This is a genomic window from Dellaglioa sp. CoH-57-MRSF-22 (assembly GCF_056781895.1).
On the sequence record NZ_JBXAXT010000010.1, the window covers coordinates 1 to 16,224 of the forward strand.

Below are 16,224 nucleotides of genomic sequence, written 5' to 3' on the forward strand. Positions count from 1 at the left end.
TTCAGTACCCAAGATATTTTCATTGGTCTCAAAACCGCAATTGAGAAGAAAATCTGGATGATTCAGGCAGAGCTTGGGTCGGCGCCAGAAATTGATGAATAAAATAATATTAAAAAATCGGTAGGCTTATGGTAGATTGTAAAATTAATCCGAACGCCCATTTGGATATTGGACAGCCCTAGTTCACAAAAGGTTTCGATTTTAATTCGTTCGGAATAGGTTATACTAGGGTCCGTCTGAAAACTACTTAAGTAAGATGCAAATTGAGGCAATGTAGACCGTAGCCAGATAAACACGAGCGAGCTTATCATAACGCGCTGCAATCCTACGAAAGTTCTTCAACTGATTGAAGAAGTTCTCAATCAAATGGCGCTCACAATAAACGTGGTAATCACAGGTCCACTTGTCTTTGGTATTTTCCTTTGGCGGAATGGTATAGACGCCTGCTTTATCTTCAATATACTGGCGAAGTTTCGCGGTGCCATAGGCTTTATCCGCGATAATATTTGATTGAGAAATATCGAAGCCTTCCAGCAACTCACTGGCAACTTGGCTATCATGTACTTGACCACCTGTTAGGCGAAACCCCAAGGGATTCCCTAATCCGTCAACGAGTGCGTGAATCTTGGTCGTTCGGCCACCTCGACTTAGTCCAATAGCTTGATTTTCGACCATGCATTCGGCGTTTTTTTTGCGCTGCGCATGAGCCAGAGGATAGCGTTGAGGGCGGTACGGTTGTCTAGGCTTGATGGACGGACAGTCCGGTATGGCGGGAAGTATCCTTTGATTCGGTCCCACTGAGCATCTTCCAGTTCGTATCGTTTAGGTGTTGTCATCGGAATGCCTCGATTCGTTTTTCCTCAGATTATACCTGAATTTTTAGTTTTCAGACAGTCCCTAGAAAAATGCGTAGTTAACCGCATTTTTCTAGCACATCGTAATCTGCCGGTTATTCACAATAATTTTACCTTCCAAAGCTAACTGCTTAAATTGACGGCTGAGCGTCTCCGGCGTAATTCCCAAAATATTGGCGAGTTCCTTCTTTTTAAGTGGTAATTCAAAGACGACTTGTCCGGATTCCACCGCGACATCCCGCAAATAAGCCATCAGACGGTCCTTTGCATCCAATAGATCACGGCGCATCTGATTTTTCTCGACTTCAATCAATTGGTTGCCAAAATTGTTGATCATCGCTAACGATAAATTCGCTGATTCTCCGAGTAACTGCTGAAAATCAGCGTATTGAATGGAACAAACCCACGCATCACTAGTCGCTTGGATGTAGCCCTGATTTTCATGCGGTGCAAATAACCAGCGCTGACCGACCACATCACCAGTATGTAGTAAGTCAATAATTTTCTCCTTGCCATTATCAGCTAACGCATAGACTTTGGCCGTCCCCTCGTCCAAAATCAGCATCCCTTCTTGGTGGTCCAGCGGTTGTCGGATCAGTTGACCCTTTTGAAAAAACTTGCGATGGTGCGTCACTGTAATCAATTTAGTTTTAATTGTCGGTGACAGCGGCGCGAAAAGTGGCGAGCGACTGATACAATCCATTTTTGGGTGCATAAATTTTCCTTTCTTGACATATATCAATTTTAATAAGTTTAGAATAGCATATAATGGACTTATGATGAAGAATTGGAGGAATCATTCATGACTAAAAAATACGTTGCTAACATCGTACCACTAAACGCAGAAGACATTGGAACGGCACCCCATGGAACTGCCACCTTTGTTGAAGACGGTGACCAATTACACGTGGCGATTGAAATGTTTGATACACCTGCAAATACGCAACACTGGGAACATTTCCACGGTTTTCCAGATGGTAAGGCGGCCCAAATTGCCACGATGGCGCAGGATGCCAATCATGACGGATTTGTCGACTTGCCAGAAACTGAACCAGTCTCAGGGACAACGATGGTGCCATTTGACAACGCCCCACATCACATGGACGTGCCGAATGATAACTACCCAGTCGCTGACGCCCAAGGCCACTTTGCCTACGAAATCGATGTGCCATTAGCTGATTTGCAAGCGAAGTTCAAAGAAGTCTTTGGTACCGATGACTTGGAACTCGACAAACGGGTCATCTACATTCACGGCGTACCACAAGACTTGGTTTTACCAGCCACCGTTGCTGGTGAAGTTGGCGCCTACGATGCACACGTCACCTTACCGATTGCGGTTGGGAAGATTGAAGTCGCAGACTAACCTAAAATTTGAAGTAAGCTAAAACATAACGACCGGATGAGCCTATCACATGACAGGTTCATCCGGTCGTTATGTTTATTTCTTTAGACTATCGACGGAAGCCTTGAAAACGCGAAATCGATTGACGATTATGGTTCCGACTGGCGAAGCACGTCCGTTAATTGTTGCCGAAAAATTGGCGTCCAGATATTCCGATAACCTAATCGGGTTGGATGAGCGTCGTCGACCATTGCTAGTGGTTGGGCGCGATTTTCAGCTTTGACCACTGGATCCTGCCAGAGGTCAATAATCGTGAAGTGCCACTTTTTTTGTAAGACTTTCAATTACTGCACTAATTTACCATAATTCGCATCGTGTTTTCGCACACAAGTGAAGAACACGATTGGCACCGCCCAATGCTGTTGAACATAGGCCAGGATTGTTTCAATCGCTCCGAGCGTCGTCGTTTCGTCAAAGCCGTGGCGCTGTTGTGCACCCGTAACTTGCCCCATAGCCTTGTCATGCCGCCCATCATTGGTTGAAAGTTGGCAGACAAAAGCGTCTAATGGTTGGGTCACTGGAATCCGATGATAGAGCCGATGCACATAGCTATCTGGTGCGTTACCTGCTAAAGTGGTGCCACTCACCGCTTCCTTGATGGCAATCACGCCATCCGTCGCGACGAGATAATCGACGAACGAATCTTCCGGTGCACCCGCACCGGCCGTAATTGACGATCCCAGAAATGCAATCCGCCGACCCATCAACGGTGACTTGGGATTCAATGTTTGATGGCTAGGGGCGTAACTATAAAAATGGGCCCTGTACGTTCTAATTATCTTTTTTCAAAGCAAGATAATCAGTTGGTTCAAAACTAAAATATTGTTCTAGATTGCCATGATACTTCTCTAATTTTGCTTCCTTATTAATATCGTAAACACGATATAGCCAATATGATGAATTATGTAATTTCATGTGTTAAAACTTAATAGGAATTTAAATTTTATTATTAGATTTTTTAATCATTCACACGAAAATTAATTTTATAAAGAGCATACTCTATACTCTTATTTTTTTTCAAGAACTCAAAAAAGTGGAAACTCCCAGAATTTTAAATCTGGGAGTTTCCGCTTTTGTCATTTCAAGGATGGACTATTGTCCCAGCCTCTTCTAGTTTATTCTTGAGATATTTTTACTGTCTCTGCAGGTGCTGATACTTCTTTTTATTCTTTTCGACCTTTCAACTTATACTTCATTAATCTCATGGCATTGAAAATTACCACCAGGATACTACCTTCATGAACCAACATTCCGATAGACATATTCATCCATTCGCTGAAGAAGACGCTGGTCAACAAGACCAACACTACTCCAATTGCAATCGCGATATTTTGTTTCATATTATTAGCGGTAGCTTTTACTATTCCTAATGCGTGAGGCAAGTTGCTGAAGTTCGAGTTCATTAAAACGACATCGGATGTTTCGATCGCTACGTCCGTTCCGCTTCCCATTGCGATGCCAATGTCTGCTAAAGCTAAGGACGGACTATCGTTAACGCCATCTCCAACAAAGGCTACAATTTGACCACGTTGTTGGAGTTTTCCGATATAAGCCGATTTGTCTTCCGGCAACATGTGGCCGTGAGCTTCGGTCAAACCAAGTTCGCCTGCGACCACATCAACGGTTCCTTGGTTATCTCCTGAAAGAACGACTAGATTTTTTACGCCCAGGTCTTTTAATTCCTGCAAATTAGCTTTCACACCCGGACGGACTTGGTCGCGAATGCCCATCAGTACTTTTAATTCACCGTCGACCGCTGTCAAAACGAGAGAGTTCCCTTGTTGTTCAAACCGTTTGACATCTTTTTGCACTTTTTTGCTGAGAGTGACATTTTCTTTTTCCATCAAGGCCACATTCCCGACAGCCACTCTATGTCCAGCTACACTTGAAACGATTCCGCCGCCTTTCACGACTTCAGTTTCTTCAACAGGATAAAAGTTTGTTTCTCCAATTTGATTTAAGACCGCTTTTGCTAATGGATGATCTGATTCCCGTTCCACACTGGCCAGATAGCCAAGCGTTTCAGCAGAATCTTTTTCATACAGTTCAGTCGCTGCAACGGTTGGGTTTCCGACAGTTAAAGTACCTGTCTTATCAAATACAATTGTATCCACATTGCTGAAGTCTTGAATGACTTCACTCCCTTTTAAAAGAACACCGTTACGAGCACCATTCCCAATACCGGCAACGTTTGAGACAGGCACTCCGATAACTAATGCGCCTGGGCAACCTAGAACCAAGATGGTGATTGCTAACTCAATATTTTGACTGAACGCCCATACAACAATTGCCAGGACCAAGACAGCTGGTGTGTAGTATTTAGAAAAGCGATCAATGAACCGTTCCGCTTCGGATTTAGAATCTTGTGCTTCTTCCACGAGTTCAACAATTTTTCCAAATGTGGTGTCCTCACCAACTCGGTCAGCTCTGATTTGAATCGTTCCGTTTTCTAAAATGGTTCCTGCAAAAACTTCTGCATCAGCTAGCTTGTTGACCGGAACAGCTTCACCTGTAATGCTAGCTTCATTGATATGCCCTTCACCCGTAAGAACTGTACCATCTACTGGAACTTTCGCACCCGTTTTAACGAGCAAGATATCCCCTTCATCTACATCATCCACTTCTACTTCTTCAAATTCGCCATTATCCATTTGTTTCAAGGCGCTTTCGGGTGCCATTTCAGTCAATTCTTTGATAGCAGATCGCGTTTGGTTCAATGTTCGATGTTCCAAGTAGTGTCCGAATAAGAATAAGAACGTGACAATAGCCGATTCTTCATAATTTTGAATAAAAAGCGCACCAATCGCTGCAATACTAACTAAGACATCAATACTGATGACTTTGACTTTCATTGCTTGAAACGCTTGAATGGCAATTGGCATAATCCCAAAGACAGAGGCGATGATCAAAGACCACTCTGAAAGTCCTACGTTTTCTAAAACAAAGTGACTGAAGAAACCGAGTGCGATTAACAATCCACTGATGACGGTGATAACATTTTTTTTGCTTAATATATATTGTTGCATGCTTTTTCCCTCCAAATTTAATTTCTCTTTTATTGATAAACAAAGTATAAGATAATTGCCTAAGTAATTAATTGACGGATATCAAGTTTAGAAAGTTCTCTTTTATCGTTTCTAAGCACCTCGAATCGGATTGCAACAAAAAAAGCAATCCTGGAAAAATAGCTTTCCTTCCAGAATTGCCTAGTTCATTTAATCTGTTAAGCGGCCTTGACTTTTGCTTTAAGGACCGGATAGCCTACGTTTTCGATAGCTTTTTGAATCTCTTCAATCGAAGTGACAGCTGAATCAAAATCGACTTTGACTTTGCTGGAGTTGAATAATACTTTAATGCTGTCTTTATCAACACCGTTAACTGATTTCACGGCACCTTCAATTTTTTGCATACAACTTGGACAAGACAACGTTTCTAATTGCAATATAGCTTTTTCCATAATTCCTATCTCCTTTATGTGTTTTTATTTTATCGGCAGCAGATTAATGAACACTGCCTTTTCCTCTTTACAACTGTAATATAGCTCACTTTTAGCAAACGAAAATTGACGCATATCAAGTTCGGCACTTCTTTTTATCTTTTTGCTCAATTCACCATCTTAATAGTCTTTTTCTGCCCCTTATTGCCATCAGAATAATAAGAAATTGGTGGATAATCTTGTCTGCGTATAAACCATACTACAATCGCGCCAATAAACAGGGCCAGAGACAAGGCTTGCGAAACGCGGATCCACTCGCCAATCCATAAACTGTTCGTTCGCATACCTTCAATGAAGAACCGACCCACTGAGTACCACAAAACGTAACTCAAAGCGACTTCTTCTTGACGCAAAAGCACTGAGTTCTGTCCCATTGTTAATGAAGAGCGACAGAACACCAACGTGTATAAAAAAGTGTGTCCGATTATTCGCTGTAAAGCAATAAATCATCTAAATCCTGAATCTTGATTCTTTTCCCAGACAGCTGTTGAATCAATCCCTCGTTCTCCAATTCTCCAAATTTGCGACTGATGGTCTCAGGTGTCGTTCCTAAATAGGAAGCAATGTCCTTTTTTGCCATCGGCAGGGTGATGGTGGGAGAGTTGCCCATTTCAGGTTCCACATTTTCTGCCAAAAACAAAACTAAACGGGTAATGACACTCTCCACGGCTACTTGTGCGGTTTGACGTGCGGATTTCTCTAACCGCTGCGACATCTCTCCTAGCAGCTTTAACGAAATTGCAGGATACTCTTTTAGAAACTCTTGTACATCATGTTGTTGAATCATGCAGACAGACGTATCTCGAGTAGCTTCTGCGTATTCCTCATGCACAGCATCAGGATTGAACAACGTCCATTCTCCCGTAAAGTCACCCGGATTCAAAATACGCACTAGTTGCTCTTTACCAGAATCAGACAAGCGATAGATGCGGACTTTTCCGCGATTCACAATATATAAGGCATCATCTTTTTCTTGCGAGCGAAACAGAAACGCCCCTTTTTGATAGTGCTTCGTGTGAGCTTTTCCAGCGATGCGATCCATCGAGCTTTCCTCCAAATGATTGAATATCGGGACTAAGCGGATACAAGCTGAGTGGTCTCCTGCTGCATGTGGTTGGGTGTATTGAGTCAATTCGTTCTCCCCCTTTATCAGTTTATTGTCCTTTTTTTAACTTTCCTATATTTAGTATAAAGGCCCCCTACCTCAAAAAAATTGACTCTCATCAAGAAAAGTCTTTTTAACGGCAAAAAAATAGGAGCTGGAAAGAGTCCCAACCCCAAAATCTTTAATTTTTAAATGTATGTTTACGAAAAACCTAATCTTCATCCTCATCAAACGCATCGTCGTCTTCCAATGCCTCTTTGCCAATGAATGCTTGCAGCATCCAAATGTTTTTATCTAAGTCATTTTTAAAAGCAATCAGTGTATCTTCTAAAGCATCGTCACCCTCATCCTGTACTAAACGAATAGCACGAATCGTTAATTCACGGGTACTTCTGAAATCTTCGATAATATTTTCAACCATGTCTTCTGCTTTAGCGTATTTATTGATGGCATCTTCTGAAAGCATGGAATATTTTTCAAATTCAGCGGTGGTTGAAGCCGGTTTATGACCGGAAGTAATCAAGCGTTCTGCTAGTTTGTCGAACCATTCTTCGTTTTGATTATACAATTCTTCAAATTTTTCATGCAGAGTGAAGAAATTAGCACCATTTACATACCAGTGATATTGGTGCAATTTCACATGTAAAGTATGCATGTTCCCTAAAAGATGATCCGAAATGGCCGCTGCATTAATTTTTGTATGATGGACATGTTCCTTGTGTTCTTGTTCTTCTTGCAATCTTTCTTGGGGTGTTCTTTCTTGAGAAGCTTTATTTTCAGTCATGATCTATTCCTCCTATAATTTTGGTTTGTTTAAAATAGTTTCCTTTGATTTCTCCTTTTCCTTTACTGAATTTAGTATAGGATAGATTTCCGTTAAAAAAATTGACGCTCATCAAGAAAAGTATTTCTTAATAGACGCCAGGCTTCTCTATTAAATTCAACTGAAATAATCAAAGGAATGAGGTCGTTCCCTCCAAACAAAAATTTCATTAAAGTAGGGCCTAAAAAAAGAATAGCAACTATACTTTGTCAAGAGACCTGACTGCTATTTTTTTGCTTGTTATTCTTCAATTACCAAATGTCTTGCCTTGCAGTATATTTAATGCTCTTTCTCACTAGTGTTGCATGCAACACTAGTGAGAAAGAGTATTAATAAGATTAACCTAGACGAATAACTTTACTTTATTTATGTCATACCATAAATAAAAATTGAAAAGAATTTTTTTATTTATTTTTAGTATTTTGATATTGATTGAGAGTTTTACTTATTATGGTTTTTAAGTCATCCATAGCTTTTCTCCTTATAAATTACCCTGATGGAAATGGTGGGAATTAAAAGTCGTCTTTATTAATCTCATAAATTGGAAATTGATTGATGGTTTTTATACCAACCTTATATTTAATTATTAGTTTAGCCAATTGTTCACCGTCAATAGCTTTTATATGTAGACGTTTAGCGGATATTAAAGCATCTTGAGTGTAGGATGAAGTAGTTATAAAGACACCACTATTACTATTTCCTGCACTTCTTTCCTGAAGTGCTCCACTAAAACTTTGGATGGTTCTAGAACCTACAGAATTTGATTTAGCGTATCTTTTAACCTGGATGTATATATTTTGTAGCCCTAATGCATCTTGTTGGATAAATCCATCAACTCCACCGTCTCTAGTTGCTTGCGTAGTTATTGCCTGACCATCAGTTCCACAATACCCCATCACTTATTAATTATAGACCCTAAACAAACATCTTTTGTAAAAAGCCTTTTTTCTGTTCTTTCAACAAATCTAACTTACGTTGCTAAATCCGTAAACGTAATTTGGTTAACGACTTCATAACGTGAATGTCCACCAGCCACTTCATCACCATAGAATATTTCAAGTTCTAGCTGCGTCCCAACACCACCCGTACCCGCCAACATGAGTTGCGCATCATACGGCGTTTTATTCTTCGTTAGTTCCAACTTCACTTGTTCAAACTCATTATCAGATAACGGCGTATCTTCTAGTCGTTTACGATTGTTGGCATTCAGAATGTCGCGCCAGTGGTCATATAGCCGATCAACTGTTACACCAGAATAATCTGTTAGATATTCCCAACCTTCACTCTTTAGCTTGTCAATTACAGCTTGTTCAAATTTATCTTCCGCCATTTAACTAGTCTTCTTTTCTTTTTTAGTTGTAACTATTTACCAAAACGCCACCACTTTTTAGGTTTAGGTTGTGACTCCGGGGTGCTATTTTCAGGTTCCGGTTGTTTGTCTGACGTCACTTCTTTTTCACCATCATCATGCGGTGCCATCGTTAAGGCTTTCAAGTCCTTAATTTCTGCCTTGTATTCTTCGAGCAGCTTTTTGTCTTGCAAAGCTAACCGTTGTTGTTGGTCTAGTAAGTTTTGCATTTGAGCTATTTGCGAATCTTTATTTTCTAGTTGCTTATCCTTAACTGCTAATTGTTTATCTCTATTTTTCTTAACTTCATCAAGTTCACTAATTAAATAGTTGTGGATATCCCACTTTGTCTCTTTGTCTGTTTGTTTGTCATTTGTCTGTTTATTTGTCTTGGTTTTGTTTGTCTGTTTGTCGACCTTCGACCTTATAAAATGCTGTTCTTCTAAAGATAAAATAACTATACCTTTGTCGTTTGTTTGCCTTGTTTTGTTTGTCAGCGACTTTATATGATATTGTATTGCCTGTTTTGAAACACCTAACTCCTCAGCAAGTTCTCGAATTGTTTTTAAATTTTCACTCATGATCTATATCCTGCCTTTTAACGATTGGTAGATACTGTTCAATCGATTTTTTAAGATACTTAGCAATATTCTTTTTCGAATAGTCATCTTGTTTATCTCGAATATATGCTAAGTGTTCTTTCACGCCCTTTAAACCACGTAACTCTTTTAATTCGTCATAAAGTGGATAAACATTTTTCTGTAACCCTGACAAAATAGTCGTATCCGTTAAATCAATATATGACAATAAAAACTGCTCCATCAACAACTTTGTATATGGGCTTTTCATAGCTTCATATACAAGGTCTTTTTCCCTTTCTTCTTGCCTTATCTTACCGTCAATATAAGCGAGATCATCTAACTTATAACTAGTATCATCTGCGACTGGTTTTTTTGTAATGTGAAAAGAAACGCTCTCAATACTGCGTCCTTTCTTTACTTTGTCATAAGTCACATTAAAAGTTGTCTGTTCATTAATTTCTGATATTGATTTTTTTAAGACCCACTTTGTAAAATCCGTCATATTTTTATACTCATTCACCGTATCAGTCATTTCTCTTAATTCTCGCATACTGATAACTGGATTACGGTAACTTTCAACTTGCTCTTGTCTACGGCCGCCTTTAAAGTTGTAATGCTCATATTGGCTATAATTCATAGATAACCAACGGTACAATATAACTGAATACTTGCTATTTAATTCTGAAATATCTGACAAGGCATGTTGCGTAAAATTGGTTTTAAGATTAATCAAGTAAGGCATAATCTTATCGCTAAACTGAATCGTCACTTCATCATGATAATCTGACCACTTTACATAAGGAATTGGAACGATACTTTCAAAATCAAATCCCTTATCTTGTACTATTTTAATCTGAAAAAAAGCCTGTTTTTGCATCTTTTCAATCGCTTCTTTAAACCGACTATGTTTATTACTATCATCCACTTTAAAAAAAGCAAACAACTCTTGCTTGGACAAATAAACCGTCTGATCTTTTGGGGGATTGTCGGTATCAATCAACGAGACGGCTAATTCAAACATTTTAAGTGGGGTTTTATCCATTTTGGCAATGGACGTTATTAAGCTATTATGTTCAACAACTTTGCGTTTAGATAATTCATTCAAGGTCTGAACCTGCCTTGTCTTTGATTCTGGTATAATTGACATATAAATACGCTCCTTTGGGCGTGTTGTTGGATAAGCATAAAGAAAAACTTTTGGTCGGGAATTTCTTTATGCTTTTATTGTACCAAAATACAGAGAGTATCATTAATTAAAATTCTCTATATGCATAGTTTTTTCTCTCTATATGCATAGTTTTTTCTCTCTATATACATAGTTTTTTCTCTTGGTTTTTTCTTTGAATCCATTGCAAACACTATATTTATAACTACGCAAAAGAACAAAAGATTAAAATATAAAAGATAAACTTATAATAGGCTTCGCCTTTTTATTGATTCAATAAAAAACAAAACAAAAGAACACGGTGCACATAAATTTTGTACAGGGTGTTCTTTTTGTTTTGAATTATTTTAAATGACGGATTGCTAGTTATCTAACATAGATTGCCACTTATTACGCCAATAGCGACGTTTTAAGTTACTTAATGCTTAATTCTACGTTGAATGGTTTAAAACGCTTATACGGGCAAATAAGTCGGTTTAACGTTACAGAGTTGGTCCTTTAAAAAGATCACGCGTTAATTCAATTATTCGATTAATTAATGCTTTAACTTGTTCAATGCCCCAATCTAATCTAGTTGGCGCTATTTTCGTATCTGGATCTTCTCTAGCTGTCGTCAGTGTTTTTAACCAGGACTGGGCTACTTTTTTATTTTTTGTGAGTTCTTCATGATCCAGCTTATAAAGAACATACCGGGCCTCCACATCAGTATGCGATAGCTTGTCGACACCATAATCATTTTTAAGCATGTCTCTCATGGCATAATCCAGCTGTTGCTGTTCTCGTTGATCCACCTGAAGCGCTTGATGCGTTTCTTTCAGGTTTTGATAATCTGCTTGGACAGCTGCTAATTGCGCTTTGACCTGGCCTAACGTTTGCTTGAGTTCTTCTGTCTCATGCTGGCTTTGTAAGGTGGCTTTCTTCATCGTGGCTAACACGTTTTTAAAGCGATCTAAGTCATCTGGTTTAAGCACCGTCTTACCAAAGAGATTTTTAGATAAGTCTTGTTTAAAATCATCAATTTGTTTTTCGGCTAAGTCAACTTCCTTTAAAGCTTGATCCGTGATTTTAAGTACGGCCTGTTTAGCCCTAATATTTTTTTCAACGTCAGCTAGTTCCGTTTTTAAAGCGTTGAACTGATCATTGTATTTTTTGATTTCAGCCACATTCTCAAATGGTAAGGTTTTGTGATTTAAAATCCCTTGTTCATAAAATGGCAGCACTTTTTTTAAATGCTGATCTAAATCCTCATGAAAGGTTTGCAAATCCTGCCGCGTTAGCACTTCTTTAGCGGATACTTTATCACGTGACTTTTTATCATCAAAAACCACTGGGACAAAGGCATAGTGCAAGTGAGGGGTTGTCTCGTCATAATGCACGACAGCTGCCACGGAATTTTCTTGACCATAACGGTCATTAAGAAAATTGCTGGTTGCTTCAAAAAAGGCGCTCTGTTGATCGTGGGGCGCTTCTGAGAGTTCTTCAGGTAAAGTGACAATCCAAGTCGCTAACGCCTTCACATCGTCTCTTTTCATGCAATAAACGTCATTTAAACGCGCATTGAAGCGGGTAAGCATATCAGAACCATCTGCCATGAGATCTTGATTCAGATAGGTTTTCGACACATCAATTTCTTTGTTAGTGTGATGGTCAGTTTTACGTTCAAAGTGAACCGCTAAACCAGGGACTGCGCCACGCGTATTTTTCTTTAAATGCGCCATCAAAAATGCCTCCTCAAAAAGGGTTTTCCAAGACCAGTATAACACCGTTAAAAATCTGGTATAGCCTGTTATACCAAAATTCTATTTTGGACAGGCTCTGCGAGGCGCGTCATCGACAAGCGATGACCGTAGCGTTTCCCCTTCCTACTGGGGAAACTGCTATTTTACAGCGCCTATTATCCGGCTCGTAAAACCTCCGGCGGGTCACGCCGTGACAGGGCAATTTATCATTGCATGATCACCTTCAGTGGGAGCATGTCATGCAGAACACTACCCGCGTGGGGCAAGCTGATGTCAGCTTAACCACATAAAAAAATCAGTTGAGATAGTATCTGTATCTATCTCAACTGATTTTGAATGCTAATATAATTTTCCAGCGTATTAATTTAAATCCCAAATGATTACCCCTATACCCTGTAAACCAACTACATGCGTTTTTTTGGTAACCATTTTAATAAATCAAAACTGGTATGGATTACAACCAGGATTGTCAGAATGATATAAAAGGAATTATCTGAGGTGAGCTTGTTTTCGATCATCATGTAAATTAAGATTATTACGGCGCACAATAGGAAAATAACATTAAGTATAAGAGCATTTGAGCGGTGTTTGGCAGACAAATATCACTTATATTCAGTTGACTAATCACAGATGGGTCTATTTAGCGACCGTTTTGGATCCTGAGAAGATAAAAGTATTGGGCTATAAAATTGGCGATACAATGACAGCCGAGCTAGCCACAAGTGCCTTACAGATGGCGTTAGATAAGCATCGAAAGCCATTAATTATTCATTCAGATATGGGGGCGCAATACACGAGTGCTGAATTTAATATTAAATGTCAAAATTATGGCTTGAAACATTCATATTCACTCAAAGGCCATCCGTACGATAATGGCCGTATGGAAGCGTTTCGTTCAATATTGAAGCGTGAAGAGGTGTATCTGAAGGCATACCAAACATTAACTGAAGTCCAAGCAGCCACTGGTTGGTATATCAATTTTTATAATCGCAATCGTATCTCAAATGTTGCCTAAGTAACTGAATAAAAATAGTCCAATTTATTGACTTCTGAGCAAAGCCCCGCGATGTTTGATCGTTGGAGAGTTCATATTAAAATCATCTTTTTCTATATTAGTATTGTGGGACGTTTACATTTTCATTCCCATTTTTTCATAAGACTGCATACCGCCCATCCAAATCTCAGATGGTTTGACGCCACGTTCTTTAGCCAAGGCCATCATTAACGTATCCATATCCATCAATTTATATTCTTGCTTTGGCTTGGCTGGATCGAATGTTTCAATCTGTGCCATCATGCCGCCATCTTCGTGCTCAATGATATGGCAGTGATACATATAAACCCCTGGCAAATCAAAGCGAACCAGCAGCCGAACCGTTTCACCAGGATTCACGCCAACGGTATCTTTGAAACCATGTTCATTTGGATACGGCGCATGCCCATTCCGCGACAAGACTAAGAATTGGGTTCCATGCACATGGAATGGATGAACCATTCCAGGCGCATCATTGCTATTGGTAACATCCCAGTACTGGGCTTTGCCAATTGGTTGCGTGGCATCAATCCGCTGCATGGCAAACTTTTTACCATCAATCGCAACACCTTCGTCCATCCCCTGCATCACAACGTGGCGAACTGGCAAAGCCGGGTCAACCACTGGTGCCTTCACATCGAACAACTTATCAGGCAAGGTAGTCTGATCCGGTTTGAACGCATGAATGCGGAACTTCAGCAATGGCACATCATCCGTATATAAGGTGACCTCGTCGCCTTCATGGTATTGGCCAAAATCAACGATCACTTCGGCACGCTCAGCACAAGTCAGCATCAAATGGGTAAATTTGACCGGCTCCGGTAATAGTGAGCCATCCCCGCCAATTTGCGTAAATGGCAGGTCATCGGAAAAATGCAACCGCCATTCACGGCGATTAGCACCATCCAGAAAACGCAACCGGACCTTTTGCGTGGTGACATCAAAATAGGGATTGATTGTACCGTTAATCATTGCAGTTGGCCCAGCAACACCGTCAGGATCATAATCAGCCCGGTAGTCCCACTGGTTGTTCTCATGAAAACGCCGGTCTTGCAAAATGACCGGAATATCGTCAACGCCATAGTTCCTTGGCAATGGCAGGCTGGCTTCATGGTCGTCTTTGACAATCACCATGGCAGCCAAACCATGCCAAACCTGCTCGGCTGTGGATGGGCACGGATGCGCGTGCAGCCACAAAGTCGTCGCCGGTTGTTCCAATGTGAAGTCGATATGCTTACTTTCACCCGGATAAACCGGCGCATGGCATCCGCCATCAACATAAGGGCCACTGACATTAGCCCCATGCCAATGAAAAGTGGTCAACTCAGGCAGGGTGTTTTTCAGTGTCACATGCGTATGCTGACCACGGCGATACACAATCGTCTGACCTAACAGACTGGTATTATAGCCCCACGTCTTGGTCTTCGCCCCAGGTAACAGTTGCGTTTCCCCAGCCTCTGCTGTCACCGTGTAATAAACGTCGGTCGCCGTCTCTTTATCCGGTTTCAACAACGGCGGCACATTTAAGGGCTTCTCAGGCGCATCACTGACCTCAAGCGGCACGTACCCGCCATCGTGGAGATCAAACGCTGGCTCATCAAAGAAATAGTTCGTATAGGTTTTCATCGTGATTTCCCCTTCTGACAATAATTTTAACACTTTTTAGGGTTGCCATAAACATAATTTAGAATTAACCTAAAGTAGTATCGAAAAATGGTATAGGTCTTATCCATACACTTGAGGAGGATTTTCATGCAACAAATGTCGAAAACAATGGGCTGGCTCATGCTGGCGTTAAATGTGGTGCTGCTGATTCTAATTGGTACCATGCACAATATGGCAGCGATGTGGTTAATGGGTCTGATTATGACTTTGGACGCTGTGACAGGTTTAGTTGCCGCTTATCGGCCCCAGTCAAGTCAACAACACGCCCACCAGCGCTAGTTTATTAAGCAGTTGCTGCAGTCTACTAAAAATAGCATTTGATGCTTGACCAATATATCGTTTATCATCACCCAACAATATATAGATGCCAGGTTTTTTAGACTCATCAATCAACTGAATGCTAGCTAAATCGTCTTTATTCGCAATGACCACAAATGATGGTTCGTCATAGAATATTGAAATGTTATCATTCCCTGACTCTCGGCTGATAAATATGTGATTGGGCATGTGATCATCGACCTCTTTTTTTAGGCGCTATTATACCGCCGAACAAAAAAACAGCCCCCATTATCTACTAGTCAGATAATGGGGGCTGTTTTAATAGTCTTTTCGAGGAGTTATTATATAATTATAGACCCTATATATTCATAGCCCCTTTCTGTTTGGTGTTTAAGTATTAGTCATCGATGTCATGCACTATCTTGTTTAGCTCCGTTTTGATGGAACTGGGAATATTTTCTAAATTGAAATGATTATATATTTCTTTATCCTTAAGCATACTTTTTTGTGCCTTATTTAATTTACACTCATTGTTACCCACTACCCATTCATCCTTTGTACGTATAAAGGGGTTTTGCGCACTTTCCTTTAACGCGTTTTGAACATCTTCATAAGGTAAATAGAATTCAATTGTAGATTTATTTAATTGGTAGATTGTAACGTCTCCATCTTTTCAAAACGACTTAATTCTACGGGCTATAAATAACTTAATTTGCCAGTGTATAACGTTTCAG

17 protein-coding genes and 4 pseudogenes are annotated in these 16,224 nt (G+C 40.1%); 5 read left to right on the forward strand and 16 right to left on the reverse strand.

The genetic code is table 11. The annotated features are described in order from the left end of the window. Positions 1–102: pseudogene (locus tag AC1RPR_RS07660) on the forward strand (DNA starvation/stationary phase protection protein); the annotation flags it as partial. A 141-nt stretch (positions 103–243) separates the two neighbouring features. Here the strand turns inward: AC1RPR_RS07660 and AC1RPR_RS07665 are convergent. Together AC1RPR_RS07665 and AC1RPR_RS07670 are read right to left on the reverse strand one after the other, a co-directional pair. After that, positions 244–836, reverse strand: a pseudogene (locus AC1RPR_RS07665) (IS5 family transposase). A 91-nt stretch (positions 837–927) separates the two neighbouring features. Further along, positions 928–1,569, reverse strand: a complete 642-nt coding sequence (locus tag AC1RPR_RS07670) for a Crp/Fnr family transcriptional regulator (RefSeq protein WP_038241070.1) — start codon at positions 1,567–1,569, stop codon at positions 928–930. Positions 1,570–1,656: 87 nt separating this feature from the next. On the opposite strand from AC1RPR_RS07670, the gene AC1RPR_RS07675 reads away from it, so the two are divergent. Both AC1RPR_RS07675 and AC1RPR_RS07680 read left to right on the forward strand, forming a co-directional pair. Beyond that, positions 1,657–2,217, forward strand: coding sequence for a hypothetical protein (locus tag AC1RPR_RS07675; protein WP_006845384.1), 561 nt, complete (start codon positions 1,657–1,659; stop codon positions 2,215–2,217). A 49-nt stretch (positions 2,218–2,266) separates the two neighbouring features. Next, a complete protein-coding gene (locus AC1RPR_RS07680) occupies positions 2,267–2,479 on the forward strand; it encodes a hypothetical protein (protein WP_006845385.1) in 213 nt (70 codons plus the stop codon). 61 nt (positions 2,480–2,540) lie between these two features. Here AC1RPR_RS07680 and AC1RPR_RS07685 read toward each other — a convergent pair whose 3' ends face one another. The 12 genes and pseudogenes from AC1RPR_RS07685 to mobV form a co-directional block, all read right to left on the reverse strand. Beyond that, the gene (locus tag AC1RPR_RS07685) at positions 2,541–2,960 is read right to left on the reverse strand and encodes an SGNH/GDSL hydrolase family protein (protein ID WP_006845386.1); all 420 of its coding nucleotides are present in this window, start codon (positions 2,958–2,960) and stop codon (positions 2,541–2,543) included. Between the two features lie 67 nt (positions 2,961–3,027). After that, positions 3,028–3,171 carry a hypothetical protein gene (locus AC1RPR_RS07690; protein WP_006845387.1) on the reverse strand — a complete coding sequence of 48 codons (144 nt, stop codon included), beginning with the start codon at positions 3,169–3,171 and terminating at the stop codon, positions 3,028–3,030. A gap of 248 nt (positions 3,172–3,419) precedes the next feature. Then, positions 3,420–5,282, reverse strand: a complete 1,863-nt coding sequence (locus AC1RPR_RS07695) for a heavy metal translocating P-type ATPase (protein WP_006845388.1) — start codon at positions 5,280–5,282, stop codon at positions 3,420–3,422. A gap of 197 nt (positions 5,283–5,479) precedes the next feature. Next, positions 5,480–5,713: a heavy-metal-associated domain-containing protein gene (locus AC1RPR_RS07700; protein ID WP_006845389.1), complete on the reverse strand. Its 234-nt coding sequence runs from the start codon at positions 5,711–5,713 to the stop codon at positions 5,480–5,482. Between the two features lie 146 nt (positions 5,714–5,859). Then, a pseudogene (locus AC1RPR_RS07705) lies at positions 5,860–6,168 on the reverse strand (prolipoprotein diacylglyceryl transferase family protein); the annotation flags it as partial. 8 nt (positions 6,169–6,176) lie between these two features. Then, positions 6,177–6,884: a Crp/Fnr family transcriptional regulator gene (locus AC1RPR_RS07710; protein WP_089997620.1), complete on the reverse strand. Its 708-nt coding sequence runs from the start codon at positions 6,882–6,884 to the stop codon at positions 6,177–6,179. A 184-nt stretch (positions 6,885–7,068) separates the two neighbouring features. Further along, entirely contained in the window at positions 7,069–7,641 is a 573-nt protein-coding gene (locus tag AC1RPR_RS07715; RefSeq protein ID WP_019041559.1) for a Dps family protein, read from the reverse strand. A 551-nt stretch (positions 7,642–8,192) separates the two neighbouring features. Next, positions 8,193–8,576 (reverse strand): restriction endonuclease, encoded by a 384-nt coding sequence (locus AC1RPR_RS07720; RefSeq protein WP_006845392.1) that lies wholly within the window; start codon positions 8,574–8,576, stop codon positions 8,193–8,195. Between the two features lie 80 nt (positions 8,577–8,656). After that, a pseudogene (locus AC1RPR_RS07725) lies at positions 8,657–9,010 on the reverse strand (type I restriction endonuclease subunit R); the annotation flags it as partial. Positions 9,011–9,042: 32 nt separating this feature from the next. Continuing rightward, positions 9,043–9,609, reverse strand: coding sequence for a helix-turn-helix domain-containing protein (locus AC1RPR_RS07730; protein ID WP_481763400.1), 567 nt, complete (start codon positions 9,607–9,609; stop codon positions 9,043–9,045). Continuing rightward, positions 9,602–10,756: a RepB family plasmid replication initiator protein gene (locus AC1RPR_RS07735; RefSeq protein ID WP_481763401.1), complete on the reverse strand. Its 1,155-nt coding sequence runs from the start codon at positions 10,754–10,756 to the stop codon at positions 9,602–9,604. Before AC1RPR_RS07735 ends, AC1RPR_RS07730 begins: the two co-directional genes overlap by 8 nt. Before the next feature lie 500 nt (positions 10,757–11,256). Beyond that, complete coding sequence (gene mobV, locus AC1RPR_RS07740; RefSeq protein ID WP_481763402.1) at positions 11,257–12,492, reverse strand: MobV family relaxase; 1,236 nt, start codon at positions 12,490–12,492, stop codon at positions 11,257–11,259. A gap of 598 nt (positions 12,493–13,090) precedes the next feature. On the opposite strand from mobV, the gene AC1RPR_RS07745 reads away from it, so the two are divergent. Further along, positions 13,091–13,528, forward strand: coding sequence for a DDE-type integrase/transposase/recombinase (locus AC1RPR_RS07745; RefSeq protein WP_147000550.1), 438 nt, complete (start codon positions 13,091–13,093; stop codon positions 13,526–13,528). A gap of 114 nt (positions 13,529–13,642) precedes the next feature. Here AC1RPR_RS07745 and AC1RPR_RS07750 read toward each other — a convergent pair whose 3' ends face one another. Next, positions 13,643–15,172 carry a multicopper oxidase family protein gene (locus AC1RPR_RS07750; protein ID WP_036068639.1) on the reverse strand — a complete coding sequence of 510 codons (1,530 nt, stop codon included), beginning with the start codon at positions 15,170–15,172 and terminating at the stop codon, positions 13,643–13,645. A gap of 126 nt (positions 15,173–15,298) precedes the next feature. On the opposite strand from AC1RPR_RS07750, the gene AC1RPR_RS07755 reads away from it, so the two are divergent. Further along, complete coding sequence (locus AC1RPR_RS07755) at positions 15,299–15,490, forward strand: hypothetical protein (RefSeq protein WP_004910774.1); 192 nt, start codon at positions 15,299–15,301, stop codon at positions 15,488–15,490. Here the strand turns inward: AC1RPR_RS07755 and AC1RPR_RS07760 are convergent. Next, positions 15,461–15,718 (reverse strand): GIY-YIG nuclease family protein, encoded by a 258-nt coding sequence (locus AC1RPR_RS07760; RefSeq protein ID WP_004910776.1) that lies wholly within the window; start codon positions 15,716–15,718, stop codon positions 15,461–15,463. The two genes, AC1RPR_RS07755 and AC1RPR_RS07760, sit on opposite strands and share 30 nt — an antisense overlap. Positions 15,719–16,224: the final 506 nt, after the last annotated feature.

Bases quoted from the DNA above. Each gene is read 5' to 3' on its own strand.
- AC1RPR_RS07670 (WP_038241070.1), bottom strand. From the start codon at position 1,569: ATGCACCCAAAAATGGATTGTATCAGTCGCTCGCCACTTTTCGCGCCG.
- AC1RPR_RS07675 (WP_006845384.1), top strand. From the start codon at position 1,657: ATGACTAAAAAATACGTTGCTAACATCGTACCACTAAACGCAGAAGAC.
- AC1RPR_RS07680 (WP_006845385.1), top strand. From the start codon at position 2,267: ATGACAGGTTCATCCGGTCGTTATGTTTATTTCTTTAGACTATCGACG.
- AC1RPR_RS07685 (WP_006845386.1), bottom strand. From the start codon at position 2,960: ATGGGTCGGCGGATTGCATTTCTGGGATCGTCAATTACGGCCGGTGCG.
- AC1RPR_RS07690 (WP_006845387.1), bottom strand. From the start codon at position 3,171: ATGAAATTACATAATTCATCATATTGGCTATATCGTGTTTACGATATT.
- AC1RPR_RS07695 (WP_006845388.1), bottom strand. From the start codon at position 5,282: ATGCAACAATATATATTAAGCAAAAAAAATGTTATCACCGTCATCAGT.
- AC1RPR_RS07700 (WP_006845389.1), bottom strand. From the start codon at position 5,713: ATGGAAAAAGCTATATTGCAATTAGAAACGTTGTCTTGTCCAAGTTGT.
- AC1RPR_RS07715 (WP_019041559.1), bottom strand. From the start codon at position 7,641: ATGACTGAAAATAAAGCTTCTCAAGAAAGAACACCCCAAGAAAGATTG.
- AC1RPR_RS07720 (WP_006845392.1), bottom strand. From the start codon at position 8,576: ATGGGGTATTGTGGAACTGATGGTCAGGCAATAACTACGCAAGCAACT.
- AC1RPR_RS07730 (WP_481763400.1), bottom strand. From the start codon at position 9,609: ATGAGTGAAAATTTAAAAACAATTCGAGAACTTGCTGAGGAGTTAGGT.
- AC1RPR_RS07735 (WP_481763401.1), bottom strand. From the start codon at position 10,756: ATGTCAATTATACCAGAATCAAAGACAAGGCAGGTTCAGACCTTGAAT.
- mobV (WP_481763402.1), bottom strand. From the start codon at position 12,492: ATGGCGCATTTAAAGAAAAATACGCGTGGCGCAGTCCCTGGTTTAGCG.
- AC1RPR_RS07750 (WP_036068639.1), bottom strand. From the start codon at position 15,172: ATGAAAACCTATACGAACTATTTCTTTGATGAGCCAGCGTTTGATCTC.
- AC1RPR_RS07755 (WP_004910774.1), top strand. From the start codon at position 15,299: ATGCAACAAATGTCGAAAACAATGGGCTGGCTCATGCTGGCGTTAAAT.
- AC1RPR_RS07760 (WP_004910776.1), bottom strand. From the start codon at position 15,718: ATGCCCAATCACATATTTATCAGCCGAGAGTCAGGGAATGATAACATT.